The sequence below is a fragment of the Campylobacter concisus genome (assembly GCF_050447505.1).
Taxonomy (GTDB): Bacteria; Campylobacterota; Campylobacteria; order Campylobacterales; family Campylobacteraceae; genus Campylobacter_A; species Campylobacter_A concisus_BP.
The window spans coordinates 1,613,008-1,636,490 of the sequence record NZ_JALMFZ010000001.1 but is presented as its reverse complement, the minus strand read 5'-3'; the positions used below and the strand labels follow the sequence as shown (position 1 = coordinate 1,636,490).

The following is a 23,483-nucleotide window of genomic DNA, read 5'->3' as shown; positions in this document are numbered from 1 at the left end:
TTTCTACTTTAAAAGCATGGTTTTTAAGATACGTTTTCCTATCTCAACGCCTGGCTGATCGTAGGTGTTGATGCCTAGCATGATACCAGTTGCCGAGGTTAGTAGCTCGTAGTAAAAAATGAGCCAGCCAGCATGAAACTCATCAAGCCTCTCAAGTGTGATCGTATCGACACTTATACCCTCTTGCACTAGCGCCATAGCCGTCGCGTCGCACTGCAAATTTATAAGCTCATTTAGGCTTAGACCTGCGACAAAATCGCACTCTTCAAGCCCTTTTAGGCTAAAGCTTGGGATAGTCTTGTCGCTTGCGTGATCTTTTATCTTTATAAATGTCACGCTCTTATCTTTTACGCCATCCATGATAAGCTGCAAAAAGCTGTGCTGATCACGGCTGCCAACAAGTCCAACTGGCGTAAGGCCGACCCTTTTATAGCCTCGTTTTTTGCCAAGGCTCTCCGCCCAAAGCTGCACGTACCAGTCGTTAAATTCAAAAAATCTATCGCAATAGCTAAAAATGACATTTATGCTGGCATTTCTGCTAGTGGCGTAGTGGTAGGCTTTTGCGACTATGGAGCTATCTTTTTGCTCGATGTATTGCTTCTTGCAAGCAAGCGCGCCCTCCAGTAGTGCCTTTATATCGTAGCCACAGATACCAAGAGGCACAAGGCCGATCGCACTTAGCACGCTAAATCTCCCGCCCACGTTTTTTGGGATATTAAAAAATTTGATCCCATTTTCTTTGGCAAAATTTTCTAAATTTGTCCCAGGATCAGTTATGATGAGGAAATTTTTGCCTAAATTTTGAGGTTTAAAGTCATCAAGCAAGCACTTAAAAATAGTGATCGTCTCGATCGTGTTGCCTGATTTTGAGCTTATTACAAAAAGCGTCTCGTTAAAATTTACCCCATCAAGCGTGCTTTTGTAGCTGCAAGGATCAACGTTATCTAAAAATAAAAGCTCTCTTTTTATCCCTTTTGTGCCATCAAGCATTGACTTTAGCGCCTTTACGCCAAGACTGCTACCGCCAATGCCAACAAGTACTACATTTTTGATATGAGCTAGCCCTTTTTCGTATTCCTCGATCTCGCCAAGCAAATTTTGCCCAAGAGCTGGCAGGTGGTAGTAGCCTATCTCGCCGCTTTCGTACTCGTCGTTTATGCGTTTGGCATAGGAGTCAATGACCTCGCTGCTTGCAAAGTTAAATTTAAACGAAGTCTCTATCATTTACTGCGCTCGTAAAAGAAATTTGTAGCCTCGACAAAGCCATCAATGCTGCCACAGTCAAACCTCTTGCCCTTAAATTTATAAGCTAGCACCATGCCATCTTTTGCCTGCGTTTTTAGTGCGTCTGTGATCTGAATTTCGCCGTTTTTGCCTGGTTTTGTTCGCTCTAAGATATTAAAAATATCTGGCGTTAAGATGTAGCGTCCTATTATCGCTAAATTTGTCGGAGCCTCGGCAGGATCGGGCTTTTCAACCATATCATCAACCATTATAAGATCATCTTCTATAAACCTACCGCTTACGACGCCGTAAGACTTGGTCTGCTCTTTTGGCACTTCCATCACAGCAACAACGCTGCAGCGGTACTTTTCATAAATTTTAACCATTTGAGAGAGCACGCCCTCGCCATTTTCATTTATGCATAGATCATCTGCCAAAATGACGCCAAATGCCTCATCTCTAACTAGTGTTTTGCCCGTATAAATGGCATGTCCAAGCCCTCTCATCTCATTTTGTCTAGTAAATGAAAATGTGCATGAGTTCATCAAATTTCTTATCTCACTAAGTAGCGACTCTTTTGAGCTGCCCGCGATCTCTTTTTCTAGCTCGTAGCTAATATCAAAATAGTCCTCAAGCGCCCTTTTTCCGCGTCCTGTGACAAAGGCCATATTATCCATGCCAGCCTCAAGCGCCTCATCAACGCCGTAGTGAATGAGCGGTTTTGTAAGGATCGGCAACATCTCTTTTGGGAGCGATTTTGTAGCTGGTAAAAACCTCGTTCCATATCCAGCCGCTGGAAATAGGCAAGTTTGTATCATTTTAGTCCTTCGTGAAAAATTGCAAAATTCTACTATCTTTTCCTTAATAATATAAATTTGTTTGAATTTACAAGGCTTTAATTAGCAAATTGATAAGATTTTTAAAATTTTTAAAAAAGAGCAAATTTGCAGACGATTGATAGGATTTTCAAAGCCCAGCTTGATATAAAAAAGTCAAATTTCTTAGCGTTTTTGTGCCCGATAAGCTCGTTTAAAAGCTTGCACGAGAGCCTAAAAGAGGAGCATTTTAAGGCTGTTCACGTAGTTTGGGCGACAAGGGAGCTAAACAAATACGGACAAATCGTTGAAAATCAAAGTGATGATGGCGAGCCAAAGGGCACTAGCGGCCAGCCAAGCCTAAACGCGCTAAGAGGAGCCGAGCTTATAAACGTTGGGGTCTTGATAGTTCGCTACTTTGGCGGGATAAAGCTTGGCACTGGAGGGCTTGTTAGAGCCTACTCAGGGGCTGTGAATGAAGCGATAAACGAGGCGATAAAAGATGGTGGCGTGATGAAATTTGAGATAAAAAATGAGATCAAATTTTTTACGCCATTTTCGCTGATGAGTCGCTTTGAGCACTATTTTGCTACTAAAAATTTAAACGAGTTTGAAAGAGAATTTAATGACCTTGGAGCGATCTGGAGCGTAAATTTAAACGAAGCCGAGTTTGCTGAGCTATTTAAATTTTGCAAAGAATTTGAAGCAAGCGAGTTTAAATTTCTAGCCTTGCCACTTGGTAGCAAAGCGCTGTTTATTTATTAAAAGCCAAATCATTGTAAAATATCAAAAATTAAAGCAAAAAGAGAGAAAATGATAACAAAGGAAAATTTAAGAGAAGTTCTCCAAAAACTAAATTTTACGTTAGACGAAAATGGTGAAATTTTTACTAAAAATTATCAAAACGACAATATCCTAGTAAATTTTAAATCTCAAAAAATTATCTATCCAAAAGAGCTTATTTGCGGCGATAAAACTAGCTCAAATTTCGATCATCCCGAAAATTTCGTCGTTTTAGAGTGTATAGATCGCCTTTTAACTAGCGGTTATGCACCTTCAAATTTAGAGATAGAGCGCAAATGGAAACTCGGCAGAGATCAAAAAAGCGGCAAAGCCGACATTATCGTAAAAGACAATCAATGCTCAACATATATGATAATAGAATGCAAAACTTTTGGCATGGAGTATAAAAAAGAGCTATCCAAAATGAGAGAAAACGGTGGTCAGCTTTTTAGCTATTATCAGCAAGAAACATCTGCAAAGTTTTTGCTTCTTTATACGGCTGATTTTGATAGTAATACACCTAAAAACGAGTACTTTGCGATAGATTTAAGCGACGATGAAAAGATAAGTAAAAACACCGATAAAACCTATGAAAATGCTACGAATAATATAGAAAAATTTCAAGTTTGGCGAGATACTTATATGAGTATGATGGCTTTAGTGTAGGCGTATTTGATAGCAAGCCGTTTAACATAAAACAAAATCAAAAAACATTACGTAGCTTACAGGAGATTACTTTAAGCGACGTGGGCGGTAAATATAATGAATTTGCAACAATTATGCGAAAGCATAACATTAGTGGACGTGAAAATGCTTTTGACAAACTCTTAAATTTATTTCTTTGTAAGATTATTGATGAGTTAGAAAATCCAAACGAGCTTAAATTTAACTATCGCGGAAAAAGATATGACGATATTTATGCTTTTAGCGATAGGCTCCAGCAACTTTATCAAAAAGGTATGATGAAATTTTTACAAAAAGAGATCGCATACGTCTCTGACAAGCAAATTCAAGATGCTTTTAAATTTCTTAAAAAAGATCCCGACGAGACTAAAAAGACGATAGAAAAATATTTTAGAGAGCTTAAATTTTACACAAATAACGACTTTGCTTTTGTAGAAGTTTATAATGAAGAGCTTTTTAAGAAAAATGTCAAAATTTTGACCGAAGTAGTCGAAATGTTTGAAAATATTCGTCTAACAAATAGCGAGCATAATCAATTTTTAGGCGATTTATTTGAGGGCTTTTTGGATCAAGGCATCAAGCAAAGCGAAGGTCAGTTTTTTACTCCGCTTCCTATCGTTAAATTTATTATTCAAAGCCTGCCAATAGAGCAAATTTTAAAAGACAATGAAGACGTTAGAGTAATTGACTACGCTTGCGGTGCAGGACATTTTATAAACGAATACGCAAGCTTTATTAAGGCTAATTATATAAAAGACGCGGACGAGTTAAAGCGCCATCACAAAAATATTTATGGCGTAGAAAAAGAAAGCCGTTTGGGTAAAGTAAGCAAGGTTGCAAGTTTTATGTATGGGCAAGACTTAAACATTATAGATCAAGACGCGCTAGCCCACCATAAAGATATCGATAAAGGAGGTTTTAACATTTTAATTGCAAATCCGCCTTATTCGGTAAAAGGCTTTTTAACGACACTAAAAGAGGATGATAATTATGAAAAATATGAGCTTAGCGCGTTAATTGAAAATCTAGAAACCAATAGAGCCATCGAGTGTTTTTTTGTGGAGAGGGCTGCCCAAATTTTAGATAAAGACGGTGTTTGCGGTATCGTTTTGCCAAGCTCGCTTATAAATAAAACTGGTAAAATTTACGAGAAAACACGCGAAATTTTGTTAGGAAATTTCGAGATTATCGCTGTTAGCGAATTCGGAAATAAAACATTCGGCAAAACTGGCACAAATACGGTTATTTTATTTTTACGCCACCTAGCAAACAAGCCGAATGCCTTACTCCACGCCAAAAACCGCGCCGTTAGCGTTATAAACGATGGCAGCTTTTTAGCACAATATAACGATAGGCTAAATTTAGGCGAATACTGCGAATTTATGGGCTATGACAAAGATAAATACGAAAAATTTATAACGCAAAACGAACTTTTTGAAAATGAGATTTTTAGCGAATACGAATCAGCATTTAAATCTAGTAGCGAGTATAAGAATATAGATAAGAAAAAAATTCCTGATGAACAAAAGAAGACTGAAATTTCTAAAAAAAAGATTGAGTTCATAAAGGCCATCGAGATAGAAAAATTTAGCATCTTTCAGCTTGTAAATTCTCAAACAACGCTCATAACTAAAGCGCCGAGCAATAATGAGGAACAGAAAAAATTTTTAGGCTACGATTGGAGTGATGCCAAAGGTAACGAAGGGATAAAATACATAACGGATGCGGCGATAGGCGGCGATGACGACGAAACGATAGAAAATATAAAAAAAATAAGCTCAATTAAGACCGCACTTTACGATCCAAGCGATTTATATAATCCCGAAAAATTAAATTTTATTATTCGCGAAGCCTTCGACGGAAAATTAAAACGAATTAACGAGGACTTAAAGCCGTATGCAAATTTGGTAAATTTACGTGATTGCATAGATTTTCGCCGTGCAAGCTTTGATAAAGCGATAAATTTAAGAGCGAAAAGTAAAGTCGAGATAACGAGTAAGTATCCACTTGTTAGATTAGTAGATTTTCCTTCTCAAATTAGTAAAGGTAAATCTATCACACAAAAGGATACAAGAAGTGGTGTTTATAAAGTCGTTGCAGGTGGTTTAAATTATGCTTATTTGCATAATGAATTTAATAGAGATGAAAATACGATAACGGTTAGCGCATCGGGCGCAAATGCTGGTTATGTTAATCTATGGAAAGAGAAGATATTTGCATCGGATTGCACAACAATAAGGGCAGAATCAGACGATGAAACATTTTATATTTTCTACTTCCTAAAAAATATACAACAATATATTTTTACCTTAGCTAAGGGTGCGGCACAACCACATGTTTATCCTATAGACTTAGAAAATTTAAAAATCCCGAAACCGCCGATTGAGATTCAAAAACAAATCGTAGTTGAATGCGAAAAAGTAGATAATGAGTTTAAAACTATTAGAATGGAGATTGACGAGTTAAAAGCTAAAATGAGTAAAATTTTCTCTAAGTTTGGTATAAGTTTTGAAACAAATGGGGGGGGTATGAGCTAATTTCTAAATTTTGCGATATTTTAATAGGTGGAACGCCCAAAAGAGGTAATTCCGCATATTATGGCGGAGAAAATTTATGGCTAAGTATTTCAGAGATGAATTCAAACTTAATAACCGACACTAAGGAAAAAATTACAAATTTAGGGGTAAAGAACTCAAACGTTAAACTTATACCAGAAGGTACAACTCTTGTTAGCTTTAAACTAAGTATAGGGAAAACTGCCATTGCAGGAACTGATTTATACACAAATGAAGCAATAGCTGCCTTTGTTATCAAGAAAGAGTTTAAGGATAAAATTTTGGATAAATTTATCTTTTGCTTATTTGATACAAAGTTTATAAAATTACAAAAAAATGGATTGAATGCTTTTGGTCAAAGCCTAAATTCAAAAGACTTAAATTTGATAAAAATCCCACTTCCGCCGCTTTCTACACAAAAGCAAATCGTCTCCGAATTTGAAAAATTAGAAGACGAAATTTTGCAAAGAGAACAAAAACTAACAAATTTACAAGGTGTATACGGTAAAATTTTAGATAAATATTTATGATTTTAAGCCTTTCTATTATAGAATCCATAAAAAATAAAATGAGATTCTATGGAAATTTGGAACGACATTTATAACCACTTTAACCCAGTCGCCTTTAGCCTCTTTGGCTTTAGCGTGCACTGGTATGGGCTTATGTATATTTTGGCCCTTGTTTTGGCACTTGCCATGGCAAAGTATCTCGTTAAAAAAGATGATATCCCTATCTCAAATCAACTTTTAGATAACTATTTTTTTTGGGTAGAGATAGGCGTTATTTTAGGCGCTAGACTTGGCTGGGTTTTAGTTTATTCTGGCGAAGCGGGATATTATCTAACGCAGCCTTGGCAAATTTTTAATCCATTTCACAACGGCGAGTTTATAGGAATTCGTGGCATGAGCTATCACGGCGCTGTGGTTGGCTTTTTGCTAGCGACAATTTTATTTTGCAAAAGATATAAGCAAAACGCTTGGCAGCTACTTGATCTTTGCGCCATCTGCATACCTTTTGGCTACACCTTTGGCAGGATAGGAAATTTCTTAAATCAAGAGCTTTTTGGCAGGGTCACAGACGTGCCTTGGGCGATAAATGTCTTTGGTCAGCCAAGACATCCAAGCCAGCTTTATGAAGCATTCTTAGAAGGTTTAGTTATTTTTGTCATTTTATTTTTATATAGAAAATATAAGAAATTTAATGGCGAGCTGATTGCTCTTTACGCCATTTTATACACATTTGCAAGATTTATTTGTGAATTTTACAGAGAGCCTGATTCTGGACTTGGATTTATTATTTTTGGTCTATCAATGGGGCAAATTTTATCACTTATTATGTGCGGGTTCGGAATTTTTGTCTATATTAAACTCTATAAGAGATTTACGAAAATTTAATGTCAATATTTAAAATTTATTAAAGTAAAGTTCTGATAACATTAGCTTTATCAATTAATACTAATGTTTAAATTAGTATTAAGAAATGATAACTTATTTCAAATTTCTTAGGAGGGCTCATGACCGGGCTTATAGAAGGTTTTTTGGGGAAACGGTCGGACGGCAAAAAAAGCCGCACTCCAGCCGCTTGGGATAGATGGCAAAGTATTACAGGATTTATTCTAGCCTGTTTCATATTGTGCCATATGGTTTTTACTTCTACTATACTACTTGGCAAAGACGCATTTAACGCTGTCGTAGGATTTGCAGAGGCTAAATTTTTATTTGGCGAGGCTACTTGGTGGATCACAAATGTTATAGCTGCTGTTATCTTTGTAGTTTTTGTAACTCACGCCTTCTTGGCAATGAGAAAATTTCCTGCAAATTATAGACAATACTTAATGTTTAGAGGCCACAAAGACCGCATGAAGCACCTTGATACCACACTTTGGTGGTTCCAGTTTTTAACAGGCTTTGCTCTATTTTTTGCAGCAAGCGCCCACCTCATCGACATCATCTTTGGTGGACACATCACTGCTGACAAATCAGCTGAAGCTTTTCACAAACTAGAAATTTTCTACTTCGCACTACTTGTTTTCATGGTCGTTCACGCTAGCGTTGGCATGTACCGCTTATATGTCAAATGGGTAAGCATTGATGGCGTAAATAAACACGAAATGTTTGCCAAAAGAAATAAGGCAAAGACAGTTGTATTTGTCATTTATGGCATACTTGCCGTGATCGCTTTGATCGCTGATTTCGTGTGGATCAGCCATTAAAAAGGAGCTAGAAGATGAATGTAAAATATTATGACGCATTGGTAATTGGTGGCGGTCTAGCTGGTCTTAGAGCTGCTGTGGCTGCTGGAGAAAAGGGCTTAAGCACCGTAGTTTTGAGCCTCATCCCTGTAAAACGCTCTCACTCTGCTGCTGCACAAGGCGGCATGCAAGCAAGCCTTGGTAACTCTAAAATGAGTGAAGGTGATAACGAAGATGTACACTTTGCTGACACAGTAAAAGGTAGCGACTGGGGTTGTGATCAACAAGTTGCACGTATGTTTTGTCAAACTGCTCCAAAAGCTATTAGAGAGCTTGCAGCTTGGGGCGTGCCTTGGACTAGGATCACAAAAGGCGAAAGAAGCGCTATCATCAACGCTCAAAAGACAACTATCGTTGAAAAAGAAGAGGTTCATGGCCTTATCCACTCACGTGACTTCGGTGGTACAAAAAAGTGGAGAACTTGCTACACAGCTGACGCAACTGGTCACACCATGCTTTTTGCTGTTGCAAACGAAGCGCTTAAGCACAATGTAGAAATTCACGACCGCAAAGAGGCGATCGCTTTGATACACCAAAATAACCGCTGTTACGGCGCGATCGTTCGTGACCTAGTAAATGGCGAGATCACAGCTTATGTTTCAAAAGGCACACTTATAGCAACTGGCGGTTATGGTAGAGTTTATAAACACACTACAAACGCTGTTGTTTGCGAGGGTATCGGTGCTGCGATCGCACTTGAGACTGGCGTAGCTCAGCTTGGCAACATGGAAGCTGTTCAGTTTCACCCAACTCCGATCGTCCCATCTGGCATTCTTTTAACAGAAGGTTGCCGCGGTGATGGTGGAATTTTACGTGACGTTGATGGCTATCGCTTTATGCCTGATTATGAACCAGAGAAAAAAGAGCTAGCTAGCCGTGACGTCGTTAGCCGCCGTATCATGGAGCACATCCGTGCAGGCAAAGGTGTGCCTAGCCCTTATGGCTATCACGTTTGGCTTGATATCTCTATCCTTGGACGCGAACACATCGAGAAAAATTTACGTGACGTTCAAGAAATTTGCGAAATTTTTAACGGCATCGATCCTGCTGACACTGAAGTATATACTGACGAGACAGGACATCAGCGTGGCAAAGGCTGGGCGCCGATCCTGCCTATGCAGCACTACTCAATGGGTGGCATCAAGACAAAACCAACTGGAGAGAGCCCAACACTAGCTGGTCTATTTAGTGCTGGCGAGGCTGCTTGCTGGGATATGCACGGCTTTAATCGCCTTGGTGGTAACTCAGTTTCTGAGACAGTCGTCGCTGGTATGATCGTTGGTGATTATTTTGCAGATTATTGCGCTAGCCACGAGATCGAGATAAACACAGCTGACATCGAGAAATTTGTTAAAAAACAAGAAGATTATCTACTAAGTCTTGTCAATAAAGAGGGTAAATTTAACGTCTTTGATATCAAAAACAAGATGAAAGAGGTAATGTGGGAACACGTTGCGATATTTAGAACAGGCAAAGGTCTAGAGCTTGCTGTTAAGGAGCTTGAAGCACTCTATAAAGAGTCACTTGATGTAAAAGTAAGCAACAAAGCACTATTTGGCAACCCAGAGCTTGAAGAGGCTTACCGCGTGCCAAAAATGCTAAAACTAGCGCTTTGTATCGCAAAAGGTGCGCTTGATAGAACAGAGAGCCGTGGTGCTCACTGCCGTGAAGACTATCCAAAGAGAGATGACCTTAACTGGCTAAATAGAACGCTTACAAGCTGGAAAGAAGGCGACACTATGCCAACTATCACTTATGAGCCACTTGATATCATGAAGATGGAGATGCCGCCAGCATTTAGAGGTTATGGTGCAAAAGGAAATATCATCGAGCATCCAAACAGCGCTATCCGCCAAAAAGAGGTTGATGAAATTCGCGAGAAAATGCAAGCAGAAGGCAAGAGCAGACAAGAAATTCAAGAGGCTTTGATGCACTATGACCTTCAACCAAAATATAAAGCACCAAATGAAAGAGCAGGTATAGGAAATGAGTAGAAAAATAACCATAAAAGCTTTTAAATACAATCCTTTAAGCAAAGTTTCAAAGCCTCATTTTGCGACTTATGAGCTTGAAGAGACTGATGGTATGACGCTATTTATAGCGTTAAATCAAATTCGCGAGAAATTTGATCCAGATCTTAGCTTTGACTTTGTTTGTCGTGCGGGAATTTGTGGAAGTTGCGGCATGCTAGTAAATGGCAAGCCAAGCCTAGCTTGCAGAACCCTAACAAAAGACTTTGAAAGCGGTGTCATAGAGCTTATGCCTTTGCCAGTCTTTAAACTACTAAAAGATCTAAGCGTAGATACTGGCAACTGGATGAACGCTATGAGTAAGCGTGTCGAGAGCTGGATACACACAGATCATGAGACTGATATCTCTAAGCTTGAAGAGAAAGTTGAGCCAGAAGTCGCTCAAGAAGTTTTCGAGCTTGATCGCTGTATAGAGTGCGGAATTTGCGTCGCATCTTGTGGAACAGCTATTATGAGACCTGATTTTATCGGCGCTGTTGGTCTAAACAGAGTTGCTAGATTCAAGATAGACGCACTTGATAAGAGAACTGACGAGGACTTTTACGAGCTAATCGGCGATGACGATGGTGTATTTGGTTGTATGACTTTGCTTGGCTGCGAAGACAACTGCCCAAAACACCTACCACTTCAAAGCCGCATAGCTTATATGCGTAGAAAAATGGCTGCTATAAAGTAGCAAAGGGGCTGTAAAAAGCCCCAAATTTATTTAAAAATTCTACAAACTGACGCCAAGATACATATACAAATATCTAACGCTGCAAATAAGAAAAATACAAATATTAAAAGCGGAAACGACAAGACTATGCCCATTATATAGCCAAGCGGCAAGGTAATAAAAAACAAAAGATCAAATCCAGTGCTAAAGCAAAAAAATAGCGCAAATAATGAAGCGATCACGTTCATAAATAAATTGATATTATCAGAGAAAAACTCTGTTAAGCTTATATATTTCATGCGGTGATTATAGCTTTTAAGATTAAAAAAAATTGATGAAAATTTATCTAGCATTTTAGAAAAAATGGACTATGAAGCCGGAAGTTTTACAAACAAAGGTCCAGATGGTGGGATAGATGGCATAATAGACGAAGATGAGCTAGGACTTTCTAAAATTTACATCCAAGCAAAAAGATATAAAGATGGTAGCAACAAGGTAGGCAAGAGATACAGCAGTTCATCGGCGCTATCTCAAATAAAAATACCAAAAAAGGCGTCTTTATTACAACGGCAAAATTTACAAAAGAGGCCCAAACGTTTGCCAAAGATAGTCAAAACTTTAGCGTGGTCTTAATAGATGGTGACAGACTAACTGAGCTAATGATAAACTATAAAGTAGGCATTCAAATAGGCCAGATATATGAAATTTGCAAGATCGACACCGACTTTTTTGAGGAAAATAATTTTTAGCTACCAAATAAGCAATCTTTTGCTTTTTGTCATATAAATTTTACTGTGCACAACACAAATAAACCCAAATGTACCAATCCAAAACACTTTTTAAACCAAATTTCACTCTTATAAACGCCGTCTAAATTTTAAGTGTTATAATTACGGCAAAATAACGATTTTAAGGAGAGTGTATGTCTTCACGCATTATCACTGGCGTTTTGATGTTTGTTGCTATTTTGGTAGTTTTTTTTATAGATAATTATATTTTAAATTTTATTTTGCTTGGCGCTGTGCTTTACTTTGCCTTTAATGAGTCGCTCAAGCTTTATGGCATCGATCACAAACAGCTAGTTTATGCAGCGCTCGCATTTTACGTGCTTACATATTTTACAAATCCGATCTTCATCGCGATCCTTGCGATCATGCTGGTAGCATCTATCCTTGCGCACATAAAAAGCGAAAATTTAAAGCTTGTCGCCCCTTTTGTCTATCCGACAACTCCTATCTTTATGATGTGGATGCTTTATTCAGAGTATGGTATGGGCTATCTTGCGTGGCTTATCTTAAGCGTCGTTGCAAGCGATAGCGGCGCATTTTTCGTTGGTAAGATGTTTGGCAAGCATCCATTTAGCCCAAGCTCACCAAACAAGACCATCGAAGGCGCAGTTGGCGGCGTGGTAGTAGGCACCATAATTGGCTGCGTAGTTGGAAATTTCGTAACAGATGGATTTTTCCAAATTCTATTTTCAAGCTTTTTAGTCTGCGTCTTTGCGGTCTGGGGAGATCTCTTTGAGAGCTATCTAAAGAGACTTTGCGGCGTCAAAGACAGCGGCACGCTTTTCCCAGGTCACGGCGGCATGCTTGATAGGATAGATGGCTATTTATTTGGCGTTGTTGCGCTACTTTGGTCGCTATCGTGGTAATACTTGGCTCAACTGGCTCGATCGGCAAAAATGCTCTTAATCTTTGCGAGAAATTTGACATTAGCGTCGAGGCATTAAGCTGCGCTAAAAATGTTGATCTTCTAAACGAGCAAATTTTAAAATTTAAGCCAAAATTTGTCTGTGTGGGCGATGAAAAGCTAGCTAAAAATGTAAAAAACGTTGAAGCTAAAAACATCTTTTTTGGCGAGGCTGGACTGCTAGAAATGCTTGAAATTTCAAGCTCAAAAAAGGTGATAAACGCCCTTGTTGGCTTTGCTGGTCTTGCTCCTAGCCTAAAGACGCAAGCACTTGGTAAAAAGCTAGCACTTGCAAACAAAGAGAGCCTCGTAGTTGGTGGCAAGTTTTTAAAAACAAGAGAAATTTTGCCCATTGATAGCGAGCATTTTGGGCTTAAATTTCTACTAGAAAATAAAACTACCCCAAGCAAGCTCATCATCACAGCAAGTGGCGGGGCATTTTATAAAAAACCGATCAAATTTCTAAAAGGTGCCACGCCAAGCGATGCGCTAAAACACCCAAACTGGGATATGGGCGCAAAGATAACGATTGACAGTGCGACGATGACAAACAAGCTTTTTGAGGTGATGGAGGCCTACTGGCTTTACGGCATAAAAGATATCGAGGCAGTTATTGAGCCAACCTCAGCCATCCACGCCGTAGTCGAGTTTATCGATGGCTCAAGCACGATGCACCTCTCACGCCCTGATATGAAGCTAGCTATCGCGCATGCTATGCTTGAAAACATGAGCGAAAATATCGTCTCTCGCGCAAATTTACTTAATCTTAAAAATATCAAATTTCACAAGATCAGCCCTAAAAAATATCCGGTTTTTTCACTAAAAGACGAAGTCTTGGCTAGTCCTGATCTAGGTGTTGTAATAAACGCTGCAAATGAGGTTGGAGTGTTTAGCTTTTTAGAGAAAAAGTGCTCATTTTTAGATATATCAAGGCTTATTTTGGGCTTGGCTAAGAAATTTAAAGATATAAAAATTTCAAGCGTAGATGAAATTTATGAAGTTGATAAAGAGGTTAGAGAATACGCAAAAAGGATGCTAAATGCAAAGGTATGAGGGGTATAAATTTGATCTTAGGCAAAGCCTTATTGGTGTGCAGTTTCTGTTCGTCGCCTTTGGCGCGCTGGTGCTCGTGCCTATCCTTACGGGGCTTGATGCAAACGTCGCGCTCTTTACAGCAGGTCTTGGCACGCTGCTTTTTCAGCTAATAACTAGAAAAAACGTCCCGCCGATCTTTCTAGCAAGCTCGTTTGCCTTCATCGCTCCGCTTCAGTACGGCATCGAAAAATGGGGCATACCAGTGACGATGGGCGGCGTTATATTTGCTGGATTTTTCTACGTCGCATTAAGTCTTGTAGTTCGCTTTGGCGGAGAGAAGATTTTGCATAAAATTTTACCTCCAGTCGTCGTTGGTCCAGTCATCATGACCATAGGTCTGATACTAGCTCCAAATGCCGTCAAAATGGCTACTTCAGCTACTGAGGCTTACACTCAAAACGTAGCTATGATAGTTGCAGCCACATCGCTTATCGCTACTATCGTTGTCATGATGCTAGGACGCGGGATGTTTAGGCTCATACCGATCTTGCTTGGCATCATTGCTGGCTACATCGTGGCTTACTGCTTTGGCATGGTTGATTTTAGCGCCATCGCAAGCGCCCCTTGGTTTAGAGTGCCAAGCTTTAGCGCACCAAAATTTGAAATCGAAGCTATCATATATATGATACCTATCGCCATCGCCCCAGCGATCGAGCACATCGGCGATATGCTCGCTATCTCAAATGTGACAAAAGAGGATTTTTTGAAAAATCCAGGCCTTAAAAACACCCTTTTAGGTGACGGCCTAGCCACCTCGCTAGCTGCTGCCTTTGGTGGTCCGCCAAACACCACCTACTCAGAGGTCACAGGCGCGGTTAGCCTTACAAAAGCGTATAATCCAGCGATCATGACCTTTGCAGCGATCACTGCTATCGTGCTAGCTTTCGTTGGCAAGCTAGGGGCTGTGCTCTCGACCATCCCAGCTCCAGTCATCGGCGGCATCATGCTGCTACTTTTTGGCATCATCGCAAGCGTTGGCATGGAGACACTTATAAAAAACAGAGTAGATCTTGCTGATCCTAGAAATATGATAATCGTGGCCCTCATCTTCATCTTCGCTATCGGTGGCATGGTGCTTGATCTTGGAGCGGTTAAATTTTCAGGTATCGGACTTGGCGCGGTTACTGGTATAGTTTTAAATTTGCTTTTGCCAAAGACAAAGCATTACGAAGGATATTAATGCGTAAATTTAGACTTTTTCTAGCAGCTCTTGCGGCTGCAAGCCTTGCAAATGCAAGCGCACTGGACTATGCACTTATCAAAAAAGGTGAGCCAAGTAGTAATACTATGCTCTTAATCGGTGGCATACAAGGCGACGAGCCAGGCGGCTTTTTGGCGGCCTCTATCGTAGCGACTGATTATAACATCACAAAAGGCTCGCTTTGGGTCGTACCAAATTTAAATTTCCCAAGCATTATCGAGCGAAGTCGCGGCACAAAGGGCGATATGAATAGAAAATTCGCCCACGTCGAAAAGGACGATCCAGACTACAACTCAGTGATGAAGATAAAAGACGTCATCACCGACAAAAACGTCACTCTCATCTTAAATTTACACGATGGCAGCGGATATTACAGAGATACTTTTATAAATAAGGATGAAAACCCCGACAAATGGGGCAACACCTGCATAATCGATCAAAGCACGCTACCAGGCTCAAAGTACCCAGAGCTTGAAAGCATCGCATCAAGCGTAAAAGACGTGCTAAATAAGCACCTCATAGATCCAAAACATCAGTATCACATCAAAAATACGCACACCGCGATGGGTGATAAAGAGATGCTAAAAAGCCTCACCTACTACGCTATCACGCAAAACAAATCCGCCTTTGCAAACGAAGCTAGTAAAAATTTAAACGCCGAGCAAAGGACGTATTATCACCTAGTAGCGATCGAGGAGTATATGAAAAAGGCTGGCATTAGCTTTACTAGGCCGTTTGATCTCGATGTTAAAAACGTGAAAAAGGCGATCGAAAAGGAGATCAGGCTTGAGCTATTTGACAGCTACGCTCTTAGCCTTAAAAATTTAAAACCAGTGATAAGCTTCGTGCCATTTAAAAAGGGCGAGCTAAGCTACCACTCGCCAAATCCGCTAATCGCCGTCATAAAAGATAAAGATGCTTACAAAGTGCAGTATGGCAACCGCTCTGTCACAAGGCTAAAGCCGCAATACTTCGAGTTTGCAAAGCCGCTTGATAAAATTTCTCTTTTGATCGATGGCAACGAGCAGGTGCTAAAAAGTGGCGACAAATTTAGCGTTAAAAAAAGTTTTAAAGTAAAAGCTCTCAAAAATGTGCGCGTAAATGTCATAGGATACGGCACTAAAAGCATTGATGAGAGCGAGCAAGATATCGATAAAAACAGCCTAAACAAAAGCTATAGCATAGATAAAGATGGCAAAATTTACCGAGTTGAGTTTTACAAAAGCGAAAATGGTAAAGAGAAATTTGCTGGCATGATACTAGCGGAGTTTAGATGATACTTGGCATCGAAAGCAGCTGCGATGACAGCTCTGTTGCGCTCATAGATGAAGAGACGCTGGAGCAAATTTATTATAAAAAGATCTCGCAAGAAGAGGAGCACGCTATCTTTGGTGGAGTGGTCCCAGAGCTTGCAGCAAGGCTTCATACAAAGGCGCTGCCAGCACTTTTAAATGATATCTTGTCAAATTTAAAAGATATTAAAGCGATCGCTGTGACAAACGAGCCAGGGCTAAGCGTGAGCCTGATAGGAGGTGTGAGCATGGCAAAAGCGCTAAGCATCGCTCTAAATATCCCACTAATTGCTGTAAATCACCTAGTTGGCCACATCTACTCGCTATTTTTAGACCACGAAGCCACCTTTCCGCTTGGCGTTTTGCTAGTAAGTGGCGGACATACGATGATTCTTGAGATTAGTGAAAATGGCGAGATTACAGAGCTTGCAAGCACAAGCGATGATAGCTTTGGCGAGAGCTTTGACAAGGTGGCAAAGATGCTTGATCTTGGCTACCCAGGCGGTGCTGTCGTGCAGCAAAACGCACTTTTGTGCGAGGACAAAGATAGGTTTAAATTTACCGTCCCACTTCTTCACGACAAGCGCCTTGAATACAGTTTTTCAGGGCTTAAAAACCAAGTCAGAGTTGAAATTTCAAAGCTTAAAACTATTACACAAAAAGATATCGCAGATATTTGCTACGCTTTTGAAAATACAGCCTGCGAGCACATCTTAAATAAGCTTGAAAAGGTTTTCAAACTAAGAAATTTCAAGCGTTTTGGCGTGGTTGGTGGAGCAAGTGCAAATTTAAATTTACGCAAAAGGCTTGAAGCTCTTTGTCAAAAAAATGAGTGCGAGCTTTTGTTAGCACCGCTTGAGTTTTGCTCTGATAATGCGCTAATGATAGCAAGAGCTGGACGTGAGAAATACTTAAAAAAAGAGTTTATCTCGCATGATAAACTAACTATAAATCCAAGGGTTAGTTTTAAGAGGTTTGAAATTTAAAATTAGAGTAAATTTGATGGTGGCTAAAGCTAGCCACCTTGTTTAAATTTAAAGCCTTGTTTTCATCTTTTCAAATTCATCTTTTATCACTTGCTCGTGTGGCTCGCTAGTCATTTTATTTATCGCGTCGCCCCAGATACTGACCATGATGATGGCTAGACTTGAGGTTAAAATGCCTGGTAAAATTTCATAAACATAGGCATTTAATCCTGATGTTATCCAAAATATTACGGTCGCACCGCCAGCTATCATGCCAGCAAGCGCTCCAAGTGCGCTCATACGTTTCCAGTAAAGGCTAAAAAGTAGCACCGGTCCAAAGCTCGCGCCAAATCCAGCCCAAGCGTTGCCAACGACGTTTAGAACGTTATCTGTAGAGATAAAGGCAAGCACTGTGGCAATTAGCGCTACAACCACGACTGCATAGCGGCTGATCGCTGTTTGCGTGCTTTGGCTCACCTCTTTTTTATAAAAGGCAAATATGAAGTCCTTTGTGACCGAGCTTGAAGTGACTAAAAGCTGGCTTGAGATGGTGCTCATGATCGCTGAAAGAACAGCTGAGATGATGATACCTATAAAAAATGGCGGGAAAAGTAGCTCGCCAAGCTTTAAAAACACGGTCTCAGGGTCGCTTAGTCCGCCTCTTTGGCTAAAATAGACAAAGCCGATAAGTCCGCTCATAATTGCACCAAGTAGGCCGATCGTCATCCAGCCAATGCCGATCCTTCTTGCCTTTGCAAGCTCTTTTGAGTCACGTATCGCCATAAATCTAACGATGATATGTGGTTGCCCAAAGTAGCCAAAGCCCCAAGCTAGAAGGCCCAAAATGCCCCAGAAAGTCTGATCTCTAAATGGATTTAGGTGACTTGCATCAAGTCTGCTTATTTCTTTTATCAAATTTGTATCGCTTGGCAGGTCTAAATTTAGATATGCCACGACTGGGATCGAAACTAGGACACAAAACATCAAAAGGCCCTGAAATGCGTCAGTTATGCTAACGGCTTTAAATCCACCAAAAAATGTGTAAAAGACCACGATTATGAGCGTAAAGACCGCTCCGTATGCAAATTTTAAGCCAAAAAAGCTCTCAAAAGTTTTGCCACCAGCGATGATACCACTACTTACGTAAAGCGTGAAAAATATCAAGATGATAAGACCTGAGATGATCCTTAAAATTTTCGTTCTGTCTTTAAAGCGGTTTTCTAAAAAATCAGGTATCGTGATACTGTCGCTTGCAACCTCAGTATAGACCCTAAGCCTTTTTGCTAGAAATAAGTAGTTGCAGTATGCTCCCACGATAAGACCAGCTATCATCCAGACATTTGCCACGCCAGTTGCGTATAGAGCCCCGGGCACGCCAAGTAGCATCCAACCACTCATATCAGAAGCACCGGCACTAAGTGCAGTGACTACTGGACCCATTTGACGGTTATCTAGCAGATACTCGTTCATACTTGCATTTTTATCGTAGAAATATCGTCCGATGAATAGCAAGAAACCAAAATAGATGGCGATGGCTAAATAAGACCCAAAGCTCATAAATTTCCTTTCAAATAAAATAAAACGCTTATGTTATTACAAATTTATTTAAATTTCAATGCTAAAACAATCCTTAAATTCATTTAAGCAAAATGATATATTTTTTTTCGTATCATTTAAGGCTACATTTTAAAGAAAGGACGAAGTTGAACGCTCAAAATTTAGCCAAATTTCTATTTTTTATAATAATTGTCTCGCTTGGAACATATTTTTTCTATCCAAGAGATCTTAGCGAGGCGCAAGAGATCGCATATATTAAAAGTTATGGAGTAACACTTGGCCTTACGATAGGCGGTATTGCTATAGGTATAACACTTGGATTTATTTTAGCTTTTATTAAATTTTTAGATATCAAGATTTTAAATTTCGTCATAGATGAGTATATCGACATCTTGCGTGGAACGCCTGTAATACTTCAACTTCTAATATTTTCAGTGGTGATTTTTGCCACTTGGAGTGACAACTTCTATGTCGCCGTGATCGCACTTGGACTAAATAGCTCGGCTTACGTTGCTGAGATCGTAAGAAGCGGCATAAATAGCGTCGATAAAGGTCAGATGGAGGCTGCTCGTGCGATGGGACTAAACTACTACGTTTCGATGCGTGAGATAGTCTTTCCGCAAGCTACTAAAAATATCTTGCCAGCGCTTGCTAATGAGTTTATCTCACTTTTTAAAGAGACCTCAGTCGTTGGCTACATAAGCGTCGTTGATATCACGATGCAAAGTAAGAGCCTTCAAGCGGTCTTTTACAGCCCAGAGCCAGTCATTTTTACGGGCATTGTATATTACGTGAGCGTTAAATTTTTCACCCTTTTGGTGAAACTACTTGAGAGGAGACTAAATCGCCATGATTGAGATTAAAAATTTAAACAAAAGCTATGGCGATTTGCGTGTTTTAAATGACATCAGCGTGGATATCAAAAAAGGCGAAGTTATAGCGATAATTGGTCCAAGTGGCGGTGGAAAAAGTACATTTTTACGTTGCATAAACCGTCTTGAAGAGCCAGATAGCGGACATATCAAGATAAATGGCGAAGATATCCTCAATAAAAAATCAGACATAAATAAAATTCGACAAAAAGTGAGCATGGTATTTCAGCACTTTAATCTTTTTGCAAACAAAAATGTCTTGCAAAATTTGACCCTTGCTCCGATAAAAGCCGGGATTTTAGACAAAGAGAGCGCTGAGAGGAGGGCAGATGAGCTGCTAAAGAGTGTTGGGCTAAGCGATAAGAAATTTGCCTATCCGCACAAGCTCTCAGGCGGTCAAAAGCAGCGTATCGCGATCGCTAGAAGCTTAGCTATGGATCCAGAGGTGATACTATTTGACGAGCCAACAAGTGCGCTGGATCCTGAGATGATCGGCGAGGTGCTTGATATCATGAAAGATGTCGCAGCAAAGGGTATAACGATGCTTGTTGTGACTCACGAAATGGGCTTTGCAAGAAACGTGGCAAATAGAATTTTCTTTATGGACAAAGGCAAGATAGCAGTTGATGATACGCCAAAAAATGTCTTTACAAATCCGCAGCACGAGCGTCTGCGAGAGTTTTTAGGTAAAATTTTAAATCACTAATAAGGAGTAAAATGAAAAATTTATTAAAAGTTTTAGCGTTAGGGTTGGCTCTGTTTTTTATAGGTTGTGGTGATAATAGCGACAAAAAAACCGCTGCAAATGCGCCAGAAGCTAGCAAGGAGGTAGTTTATAAGGTGGGTTCAAGTGCTGATTACCCTCCATTTGAGTATCTTGATGATAAAAATCAGATCGTTGGCTTTGAGATCGATCTTCTAAATGAGATCACTAAAAAAACTGGGATCAAATTTGACGTTGCAAATATGAGTTTTGATGGGCTGATACCAGCTCTAAAAACAGGCAAGATAGATATCGCGATAAGCGGCATGAGCGCGACTGATGAGAGAAGAAAGTCTGTTGATTTTACTAAGCCATATTATTTTTCAGAGAATTTATTTATCCGCAAAAAAGGCTCAGATGTAAATAAAGACAACCTTAAAGACAAGAAAATTTCAGCCCAAGTTGGCACACTTCAAGAAGAGGCAGCTAAAAAGATCACAACTCAGTCAATCCCAGCTGAAAACGTAGCGGCAGCTATAATGTCACTAAATGCCGGTAAGATCGATGTTGTGCTTACTGATAGCCCTATAGGTGTTGAGTTTTTGAAACAAAATCCAGATTTAGAGGAGTTTTTAAGACTTCCTGACGGTACAGAGGGCTTTGCGATGGCATTTGATAAGGGCAAACATACCGATCTTATCAAAAAGATAGATGTTGCGATCGAGGAGCTACAAAAATCTGGCGAATTTGACAAAATGCTCGCTAAATACGACCTTAAAAAATAAATCCTAATATAAATTTGCAAGAGACAAAAATGCTTCTTGCAAAAAATCTCACAAATTTCTAATTTATAAAATTTAATATTATTTAAATATATTGTAATAAAATTGTCAATTTACTTTAAGGAGAATACAATGAAATCACTCAGGATGAGAACGGCACTTGTGCTAAGTGTCATGCTTTTGGTTTGTGTTAGTGTGGTTGGTCTTGTGACCTATAACATGGCTAAAAATTTATATACCGATAGGGTCGAAAGTAAAGAATTCCCACTTGCTGTCAATGAAGTTGGTTATAAAATAGAATCTTACATCGATAAGATAATCGACGCTTCTTATCAAATAACTCAAAATAGCTTCTTAATAGACTGGGTTAAAAATGGCGAGGATGAGCATGGCAGAAAGGTCTTATTTGACTATTTTCAAACTCTTGCTAAAAATTTAAAGCTAGACACGATAATGTTTGGCTCAGACAGAACTCTAAACTACTATGTCGAAGATAAAATTTTAAAGGTCATTAACCCAGAAAATGACAAATGGTACTACGCCTTAAAAGATGGCAGCAGCCCAAGCCTAATCGACATCAACAAGGCTGAAGACGGCAGCGGCAAGATAATGATGTATATAAACTACAAAGTTCAAAAAGATGATAAATTTTATGGCATCGCAGCAACTGGCGTAAATTTAAGCGAGATAGTAAATTTTGTCCAGTCACAAAAGATAGGTCGTGGCGGTAAATTTCTACTGATCGATGAAAAAGGCGACATAAAGATCGGCAAAGACGTAAGCGGCAATCTAAAAGATATAGTAGGTGAAGCAAATCTTAAAAAGCTAATCAACGAAAATGGCAGCTACATATCGCTAGATAAAGATGGCAGAAATTTATTGATCGGCTCAAAATATATCAAAAGTATGGGCTGGTATCTGATCGGCGAGCTTGACAAAGACGAGCTTTTAGAGGATCTAAACTCACTTGCTTATGCGTCTGTCGGAGTGCTTGTAGTGGTGCTTATTTTAGGGCTATTGCTCTCGCTTTATCTATCTTCATATCTTTTAAAAATCATCCTCAAACTAAAAACAGGCCTACTATCTTTCTTTGATCTACTAAATCACAAGACAAACAAAGCCCAGCCTATAGAGATAACATCTAAAGATGAATTTGGCCAAATGGCAGAGCTAATAAACAAAAACACAAAGGCCATTGAAGATGGTATGAAAGATCAAAGTATCTTCATCCAAAAAGCCAACACCTTTGTAAATGAGATAAAAGATGGCAACTATGAAGCAAGCCTAGAAGCTGATACTAATAACCCAGCTCTAAATCAACTAAAAAGCACATTTAAAGATCTACAACTTGCTCTTAAAAATGCAATCTCAAGTAATGGTAAAGATGTACTTGATCTACTAAACACTTATAAAAACCAAGACTTTACAAAAAGACTTAATGATGATGGTAAGATAGCAAGTGGTATAAACTCTCTAGGCATTGAAATCTCTAAAATGCTAAATGACAATCTAAACCAAGCACAAGTACTAGAAGAAAAAGCTAAACTTTTAGCTAGCTCAGTATCTAAAGTAGCAAGCTCAGCAAACACTCAAGCAAATAGCTTACAAGAATCAGCTGCTGCAGTTGAGCAAATGTCAAGCTCAATGAATGCCATCTCTCAAAAGACAGCTGATGTTATAAGACAAAGTGATGAAATTAAAAACATCATAACTATCATTAGAGATATAGCAGATCAAACAAATTTACTTGCTCTTAATGCTGCAATAGAAGCAGCACGTGCAGGAGAACACGGCAGAGGATTTGCAGTTGTGGCTGATGAAGTTAGAAAACTAGCTGAGAGAACTCAAAAATCTCTAGGTGAGATAGAAGCAAATACAAATGTATTAGCTCAATCAATAAATGAGATGAGTGAATCAATCAAAGAGCAAAGCGAAGGTATAAACATGATAAATCAATCAGTTGCTCAAATAGATCACCTAACAAAAGAAAACGTTGTAATTGCAAACCAAGCAAACGAAGTAACATCTGAAGTAGATGAGATGGCTAAAGCTATAGTTGAAGAGGTTAGGAAGAAGAGGTTTTAACTTCTTAATAAACAAACTTAAATTTATTTAATGCAAACTACTTAATTTAATAAACTCCAACCTGGTTTAGGCTGGGTTGGGGTTTAATCTTTTTAAATTCCAAATCTTAAGTTTAACACTCAAGAAGTTTCTAGTAAATTTTAAAATTTTATGAGCGAGCATATCATGCTTCTAAATTTAGTGGCGAATGGCTATGAGCCCTAAATTTAGTAAGTTGCTAAGGCGAGTGAGTAAGATTTTAA

Annotated in this window: 21 protein-coding genes and 2 pseudogenes; 20 read left to right on the top strand and 3 right to left on the bottom strand. The window is 39.2% G+C overall.

Annotation, left to right across the window (positions count from 1 at the left end):
- Window positions 1–3: 3 nt before the first annotated feature.
- Complete coding sequence (locus MTT09_RS08315; RefSeq protein ID WP_429803485.1) at window positions 4–1,224, bottom strand: glucose-6-phosphate isomerase; 1,221 nt, start codon at window positions 1,222–1,224, stop codon at window positions 4–6.
- On the bottom strand, window positions 1,221–2,042 hold the full coding sequence (gene galU / locus MTT09_RS08310; protein WP_194170084.1) for a UTP--glucose-1-phosphate uridylyltransferase GalU: 822 nt from the start codon (window positions 2,040–2,042) through the stop codon (window positions 1,221–1,223). Before galU ends, MTT09_RS08315 begins: the two co-directional genes overlap by 4 nt.
- A 126-nt stretch (window positions 2,043–2,168) precedes the next feature.
- Here galU and MTT09_RS08305 point away from each other — a divergent pair, with 126 nt between their 5' ends.
- The 15 genes and pseudogenes from MTT09_RS08305 (at window position 2,169) to tsaD (ending at window position 17,263) form a co-directional block, all read left to right on the top strand.
- On the top strand, window positions 2,169–2,804 hold the full coding sequence (locus MTT09_RS08305; protein ID WP_429803484.1) for an IMPACT family protein: 636 nt from the start codon (window positions 2,169–2,171) through the stop codon (window positions 2,802–2,804).
- Window positions 2,805–2,852: 48 nt separating this feature from the next.
- Window positions 2,853–3,488, top strand: coding sequence for a type I restriction enzyme HsdR N-terminal domain-containing protein (locus MTT09_RS08300; RefSeq protein ID WP_429803483.1), 636 nt, complete (start codon window positions 2,853–2,855; stop codon window positions 3,486–3,488).
- Window positions 3,449–6,043, top strand: a complete 2,595-nt coding sequence (locus MTT09_RS08295) for an N-6 DNA methylase (protein WP_429803482.1) — start codon at window positions 3,449–3,451, stop codon at window positions 6,041–6,043. The genes MTT09_RS08300 and MTT09_RS08295 overlap by 40 nt, the downstream gene beginning before the upstream one ends.
- Window positions 6,043–6,591 carry a restriction endonuclease subunit S gene (locus MTT09_RS08290; protein ID WP_103596899.1) on the top strand — a complete coding sequence of 183 codons (549 nt, stop codon included), beginning with the start codon at window positions 6,043–6,045 and terminating at the stop codon, window positions 6,589–6,591. The genes MTT09_RS08295 and MTT09_RS08290 overlap by 1 nt, the downstream gene beginning before the upstream one ends.
- A 48-nt stretch (window positions 6,592–6,639) precedes the next feature.
- The gene (gene lgt, locus MTT09_RS08285) at window positions 6,640–7,455 is read left to right on the top strand and encodes a prolipoprotein diacylglyceryl transferase (protein WP_103644084.1); all 816 of its coding nucleotides are present in this window, start codon (window positions 6,640–6,642) and stop codon (window positions 7,453–7,455) included.
- 119 nt (window positions 7,456–7,574) lie between these two features.
- Window positions 7,575–8,273 (top strand): fumarate reductase cytochrome b subunit, encoded by a 699-nt coding sequence (locus MTT09_RS08280; protein ID WP_103651712.1) that lies wholly within the window; start codon window positions 7,575–7,577, stop codon window positions 8,271–8,273.
- A 14-nt stretch (window positions 8,274–8,287) separates the two neighbouring features.
- Window positions 8,288–10,306 carry a fumarate reductase flavoprotein subunit gene (locus tag MTT09_RS08275; protein WP_103568587.1) on the top strand — a complete coding sequence of 673 codons (2,019 nt, stop codon included), beginning with the start codon at window positions 8,288–8,290 and terminating at the stop codon, window positions 10,304–10,306.
- Window positions 10,299–11,018, top strand: coding sequence for a fumarate reductase iron-sulfur subunit (locus MTT09_RS08270; protein ID WP_004317555.1), 720 nt, complete (start codon window positions 10,299–10,301; stop codon window positions 11,016–11,018). The genes MTT09_RS08275 and MTT09_RS08270 overlap by 8 nt, the downstream gene beginning before the upstream one ends.
- A gap of 342 nt (window positions 11,019–11,360) precedes the next feature.
- Window positions 11,361–11,599: pseudogene (locus tag MTT09_RS08265) on the top strand (restriction endonuclease); the annotation flags it as partial.
- Window positions 11,600–11,620: 21 nt separating this feature from the next.
- On the top strand, window positions 11,621–11,746 hold the full coding sequence (locus MTT09_RS08260) for a hypothetical protein (protein WP_429803738.1): 126 nt from the start codon (window positions 11,621–11,623) through the stop codon (window positions 11,744–11,746).
- A gap of 173 nt (window positions 11,747–11,919) precedes the next feature.
- Window positions 11,920–12,651, top strand: coding sequence for a phosphatidate cytidylyltransferase (locus MTT09_RS08255; RefSeq protein ID WP_103596897.1), 732 nt, complete (start codon window positions 11,920–11,922; stop codon window positions 12,649–12,651).
- The gene (gene dxr, locus MTT09_RS08250; protein ID WP_429803481.1) at window positions 12,633–13,742 is read left to right on the top strand and encodes a 1-deoxy-D-xylulose-5-phosphate reductoisomerase; all 1,110 of its coding nucleotides are present in this window, start codon (window positions 12,633–12,635) and stop codon (window positions 13,740–13,742) included. The genes MTT09_RS08255 and dxr overlap by 19 nt, the downstream gene beginning before the upstream one ends.
- On the top strand, window positions 13,729–14,964 hold the full coding sequence (locus MTT09_RS08245; RefSeq protein ID WP_429803480.1) for a uracil-xanthine permease family protein: 1,236 nt from the start codon (window positions 13,729–13,731) through the stop codon (window positions 14,962–14,964). Before dxr ends, MTT09_RS08245 begins: the two co-directional genes overlap by 14 nt.
- Window positions 14,964–16,262, top strand: a complete 1,299-nt coding sequence (locus MTT09_RS08240; protein ID WP_429803479.1) for a M99 family carboxypeptidase catalytic domain-containing protein — start codon at window positions 14,964–14,966, stop codon at window positions 16,260–16,262. The genes MTT09_RS08245 and MTT09_RS08240 overlap by 1 nt, the downstream gene beginning before the upstream one ends.
- Complete coding sequence (gene tsaD / locus MTT09_RS08235; protein WP_429803478.1) at window positions 16,259–17,263, top strand: tRNA (adenosine(37)-N6)-threonylcarbamoyltransferase complex transferase subunit TsaD; 1,005 nt, start codon at window positions 16,259–16,261, stop codon at window positions 17,261–17,263. The genes MTT09_RS08240 and tsaD overlap by 4 nt, the downstream gene beginning before the upstream one ends.
- A gap of 48 nt (window positions 17,264–17,311) precedes the next feature.
- Here tsaD and putP read toward each other — a convergent pair whose 3' ends face one another.
- A complete protein-coding gene (putP, locus tag MTT09_RS08230; protein ID WP_429803477.1) occupies window positions 17,312–18,799 on the bottom strand; it encodes a sodium/proline symporter PutP in 1,488 nt (495 codons plus the stop codon).
- A gap of 146 nt (window positions 18,800–18,945) precedes the next feature.
- Here putP and MTT09_RS08225 point away from each other — a divergent pair, with 146 nt between their 5' ends.
- The 5 genes and pseudogenes from MTT09_RS08225 (at window position 18,946) to MTT09_RS08205 (ending at window position 23,241) form a co-directional block, all read left to right on the top strand.
- Window positions 18,946–19,656, top strand: a complete 711-nt coding sequence (locus MTT09_RS08225) for an amino acid ABC transporter permease (RefSeq protein ID WP_429803476.1) — start codon at window positions 18,946–18,948, stop codon at window positions 19,654–19,656.
- Window positions 19,649–20,377 (top strand): amino acid ABC transporter ATP-binding protein, encoded by a 729-nt coding sequence (locus MTT09_RS08220; protein WP_103558564.1) that lies wholly within the window; start codon window positions 19,649–19,651, stop codon window positions 20,375–20,377. The genes MTT09_RS08225 and MTT09_RS08220 overlap by 8 nt, the downstream gene beginning before the upstream one ends.
- Before the next feature lie 11 nt (window positions 20,378–20,388).
- Window positions 20,389–21,159, top strand: coding sequence for a basic amino acid ABC transporter substrate-binding protein (locus tag MTT09_RS08215; protein ID WP_429803475.1), 771 nt, complete (start codon window positions 20,389–20,391; stop codon window positions 21,157–21,159).
- A gap of 129 nt (window positions 21,160–21,288) precedes the next feature.
- Window positions 21,289–22,071, top strand: a pseudogene (locus tag MTT09_RS08210) (cache domain-containing protein); the annotation flags it as partial.
- The gene (locus MTT09_RS08205) at window positions 22,063–23,241 is read left to right on the top strand and encodes a methyl-accepting chemotaxis protein (RefSeq protein ID WP_429803731.1); all 1,179 of its coding nucleotides are present in this window, start codon (window positions 22,063–22,065) and stop codon (window positions 23,239–23,241) included. The pseudogene MTT09_RS08210 and the gene MTT09_RS08205, both read left to right, overlap by 9 nt.
- The last annotated feature ends 242 nt before the right edge of the window (window positions 23,242–23,483 follow it).

Coding starts and splice junctions, on each gene's coding strand:
- MTT09_RS08315 (WP_429803485.1), bottom strand. CDS start 1,224: ATGATAGAGACTTCGTTTAAATTTAACTTTGCAAGCAGCGAGGTCATT.
- galU (WP_194170084.1), bottom strand. CDS start 2,042: ATGATACAAACTTGCCTATTTCCAGCGGCTGGATATGGAACGAGGTTT.
- MTT09_RS08300 (WP_429803483.1), top strand. CDS start 2,853: ATGATAACAAAGGAAAATTTAAGAGAAGTTCTCCAAAAACTAAATTTT.
- lgt (WP_103644084.1), top strand. CDS start 6,640: ATGGAAATTTGGAACGACATTTATAACCACTTTAACCCAGTCGCCTTT.
- MTT09_RS08280 (WP_103651712.1), top strand. CDS start 7,575: ATGACCGGGCTTATAGAAGGTTTTTTGGGGAAACGGTCGGACGGCAAA.
- MTT09_RS08275 (WP_103568587.1), top strand. CDS start 8,288: ATGAATGTAAAATATTATGACGCATTGGTAATTGGTGGCGGTCTAGCT.
- MTT09_RS08270 (WP_004317555.1), top strand. CDS start 10,299: ATGAGTAGAAAAATAACCATAAAAGCTTTTAAATACAATCCTTTAAGC.
- MTT09_RS08255 (WP_103596897.1), top strand. CDS start 11,920: ATGTCTTCACGCATTATCACTGGCGTTTTGATGTTTGTTGCTATTTTG.
- MTT09_RS08245 (WP_429803480.1), top strand. CDS start 13,729: ATGCAAAGGTATGAGGGGTATAAATTTGATCTTAGGCAAAGCCTTATT.
- MTT09_RS08240 (WP_429803479.1), top strand. CDS start 14,964: ATGCGTAAATTTAGACTTTTTCTAGCAGCTCTTGCGGCTGCAAGCCTT.
- tsaD (WP_429803478.1), top strand. CDS start 16,259: ATGATACTTGGCATCGAAAGCAGCTGCGATGACAGCTCTGTTGCGCTC.
- putP (WP_429803477.1), bottom strand. CDS start 18,799: ATGAGCTTTGGGTCTTATTTAGCCATCGCCATCTATTTTGGTTTCTTG.
- MTT09_RS08220 (WP_103558564.1), top strand. CDS start 19,649: ATGATTGAGATTAAAAATTTAAACAAAAGCTATGGCGATTTGCGTGTT.
- MTT09_RS08215 (WP_429803475.1), top strand. CDS start 20,389: ATGAAAAATTTATTAAAAGTTTTAGCGTTAGGGTTGGCTCTGTTTTTT.
- MTT09_RS08205 (WP_429803731.1), top strand. CDS start 22,063: ATGGGCTGGTATCTGATCGGCGAGCTTGACAAAGACGAGCTTTTAGAG.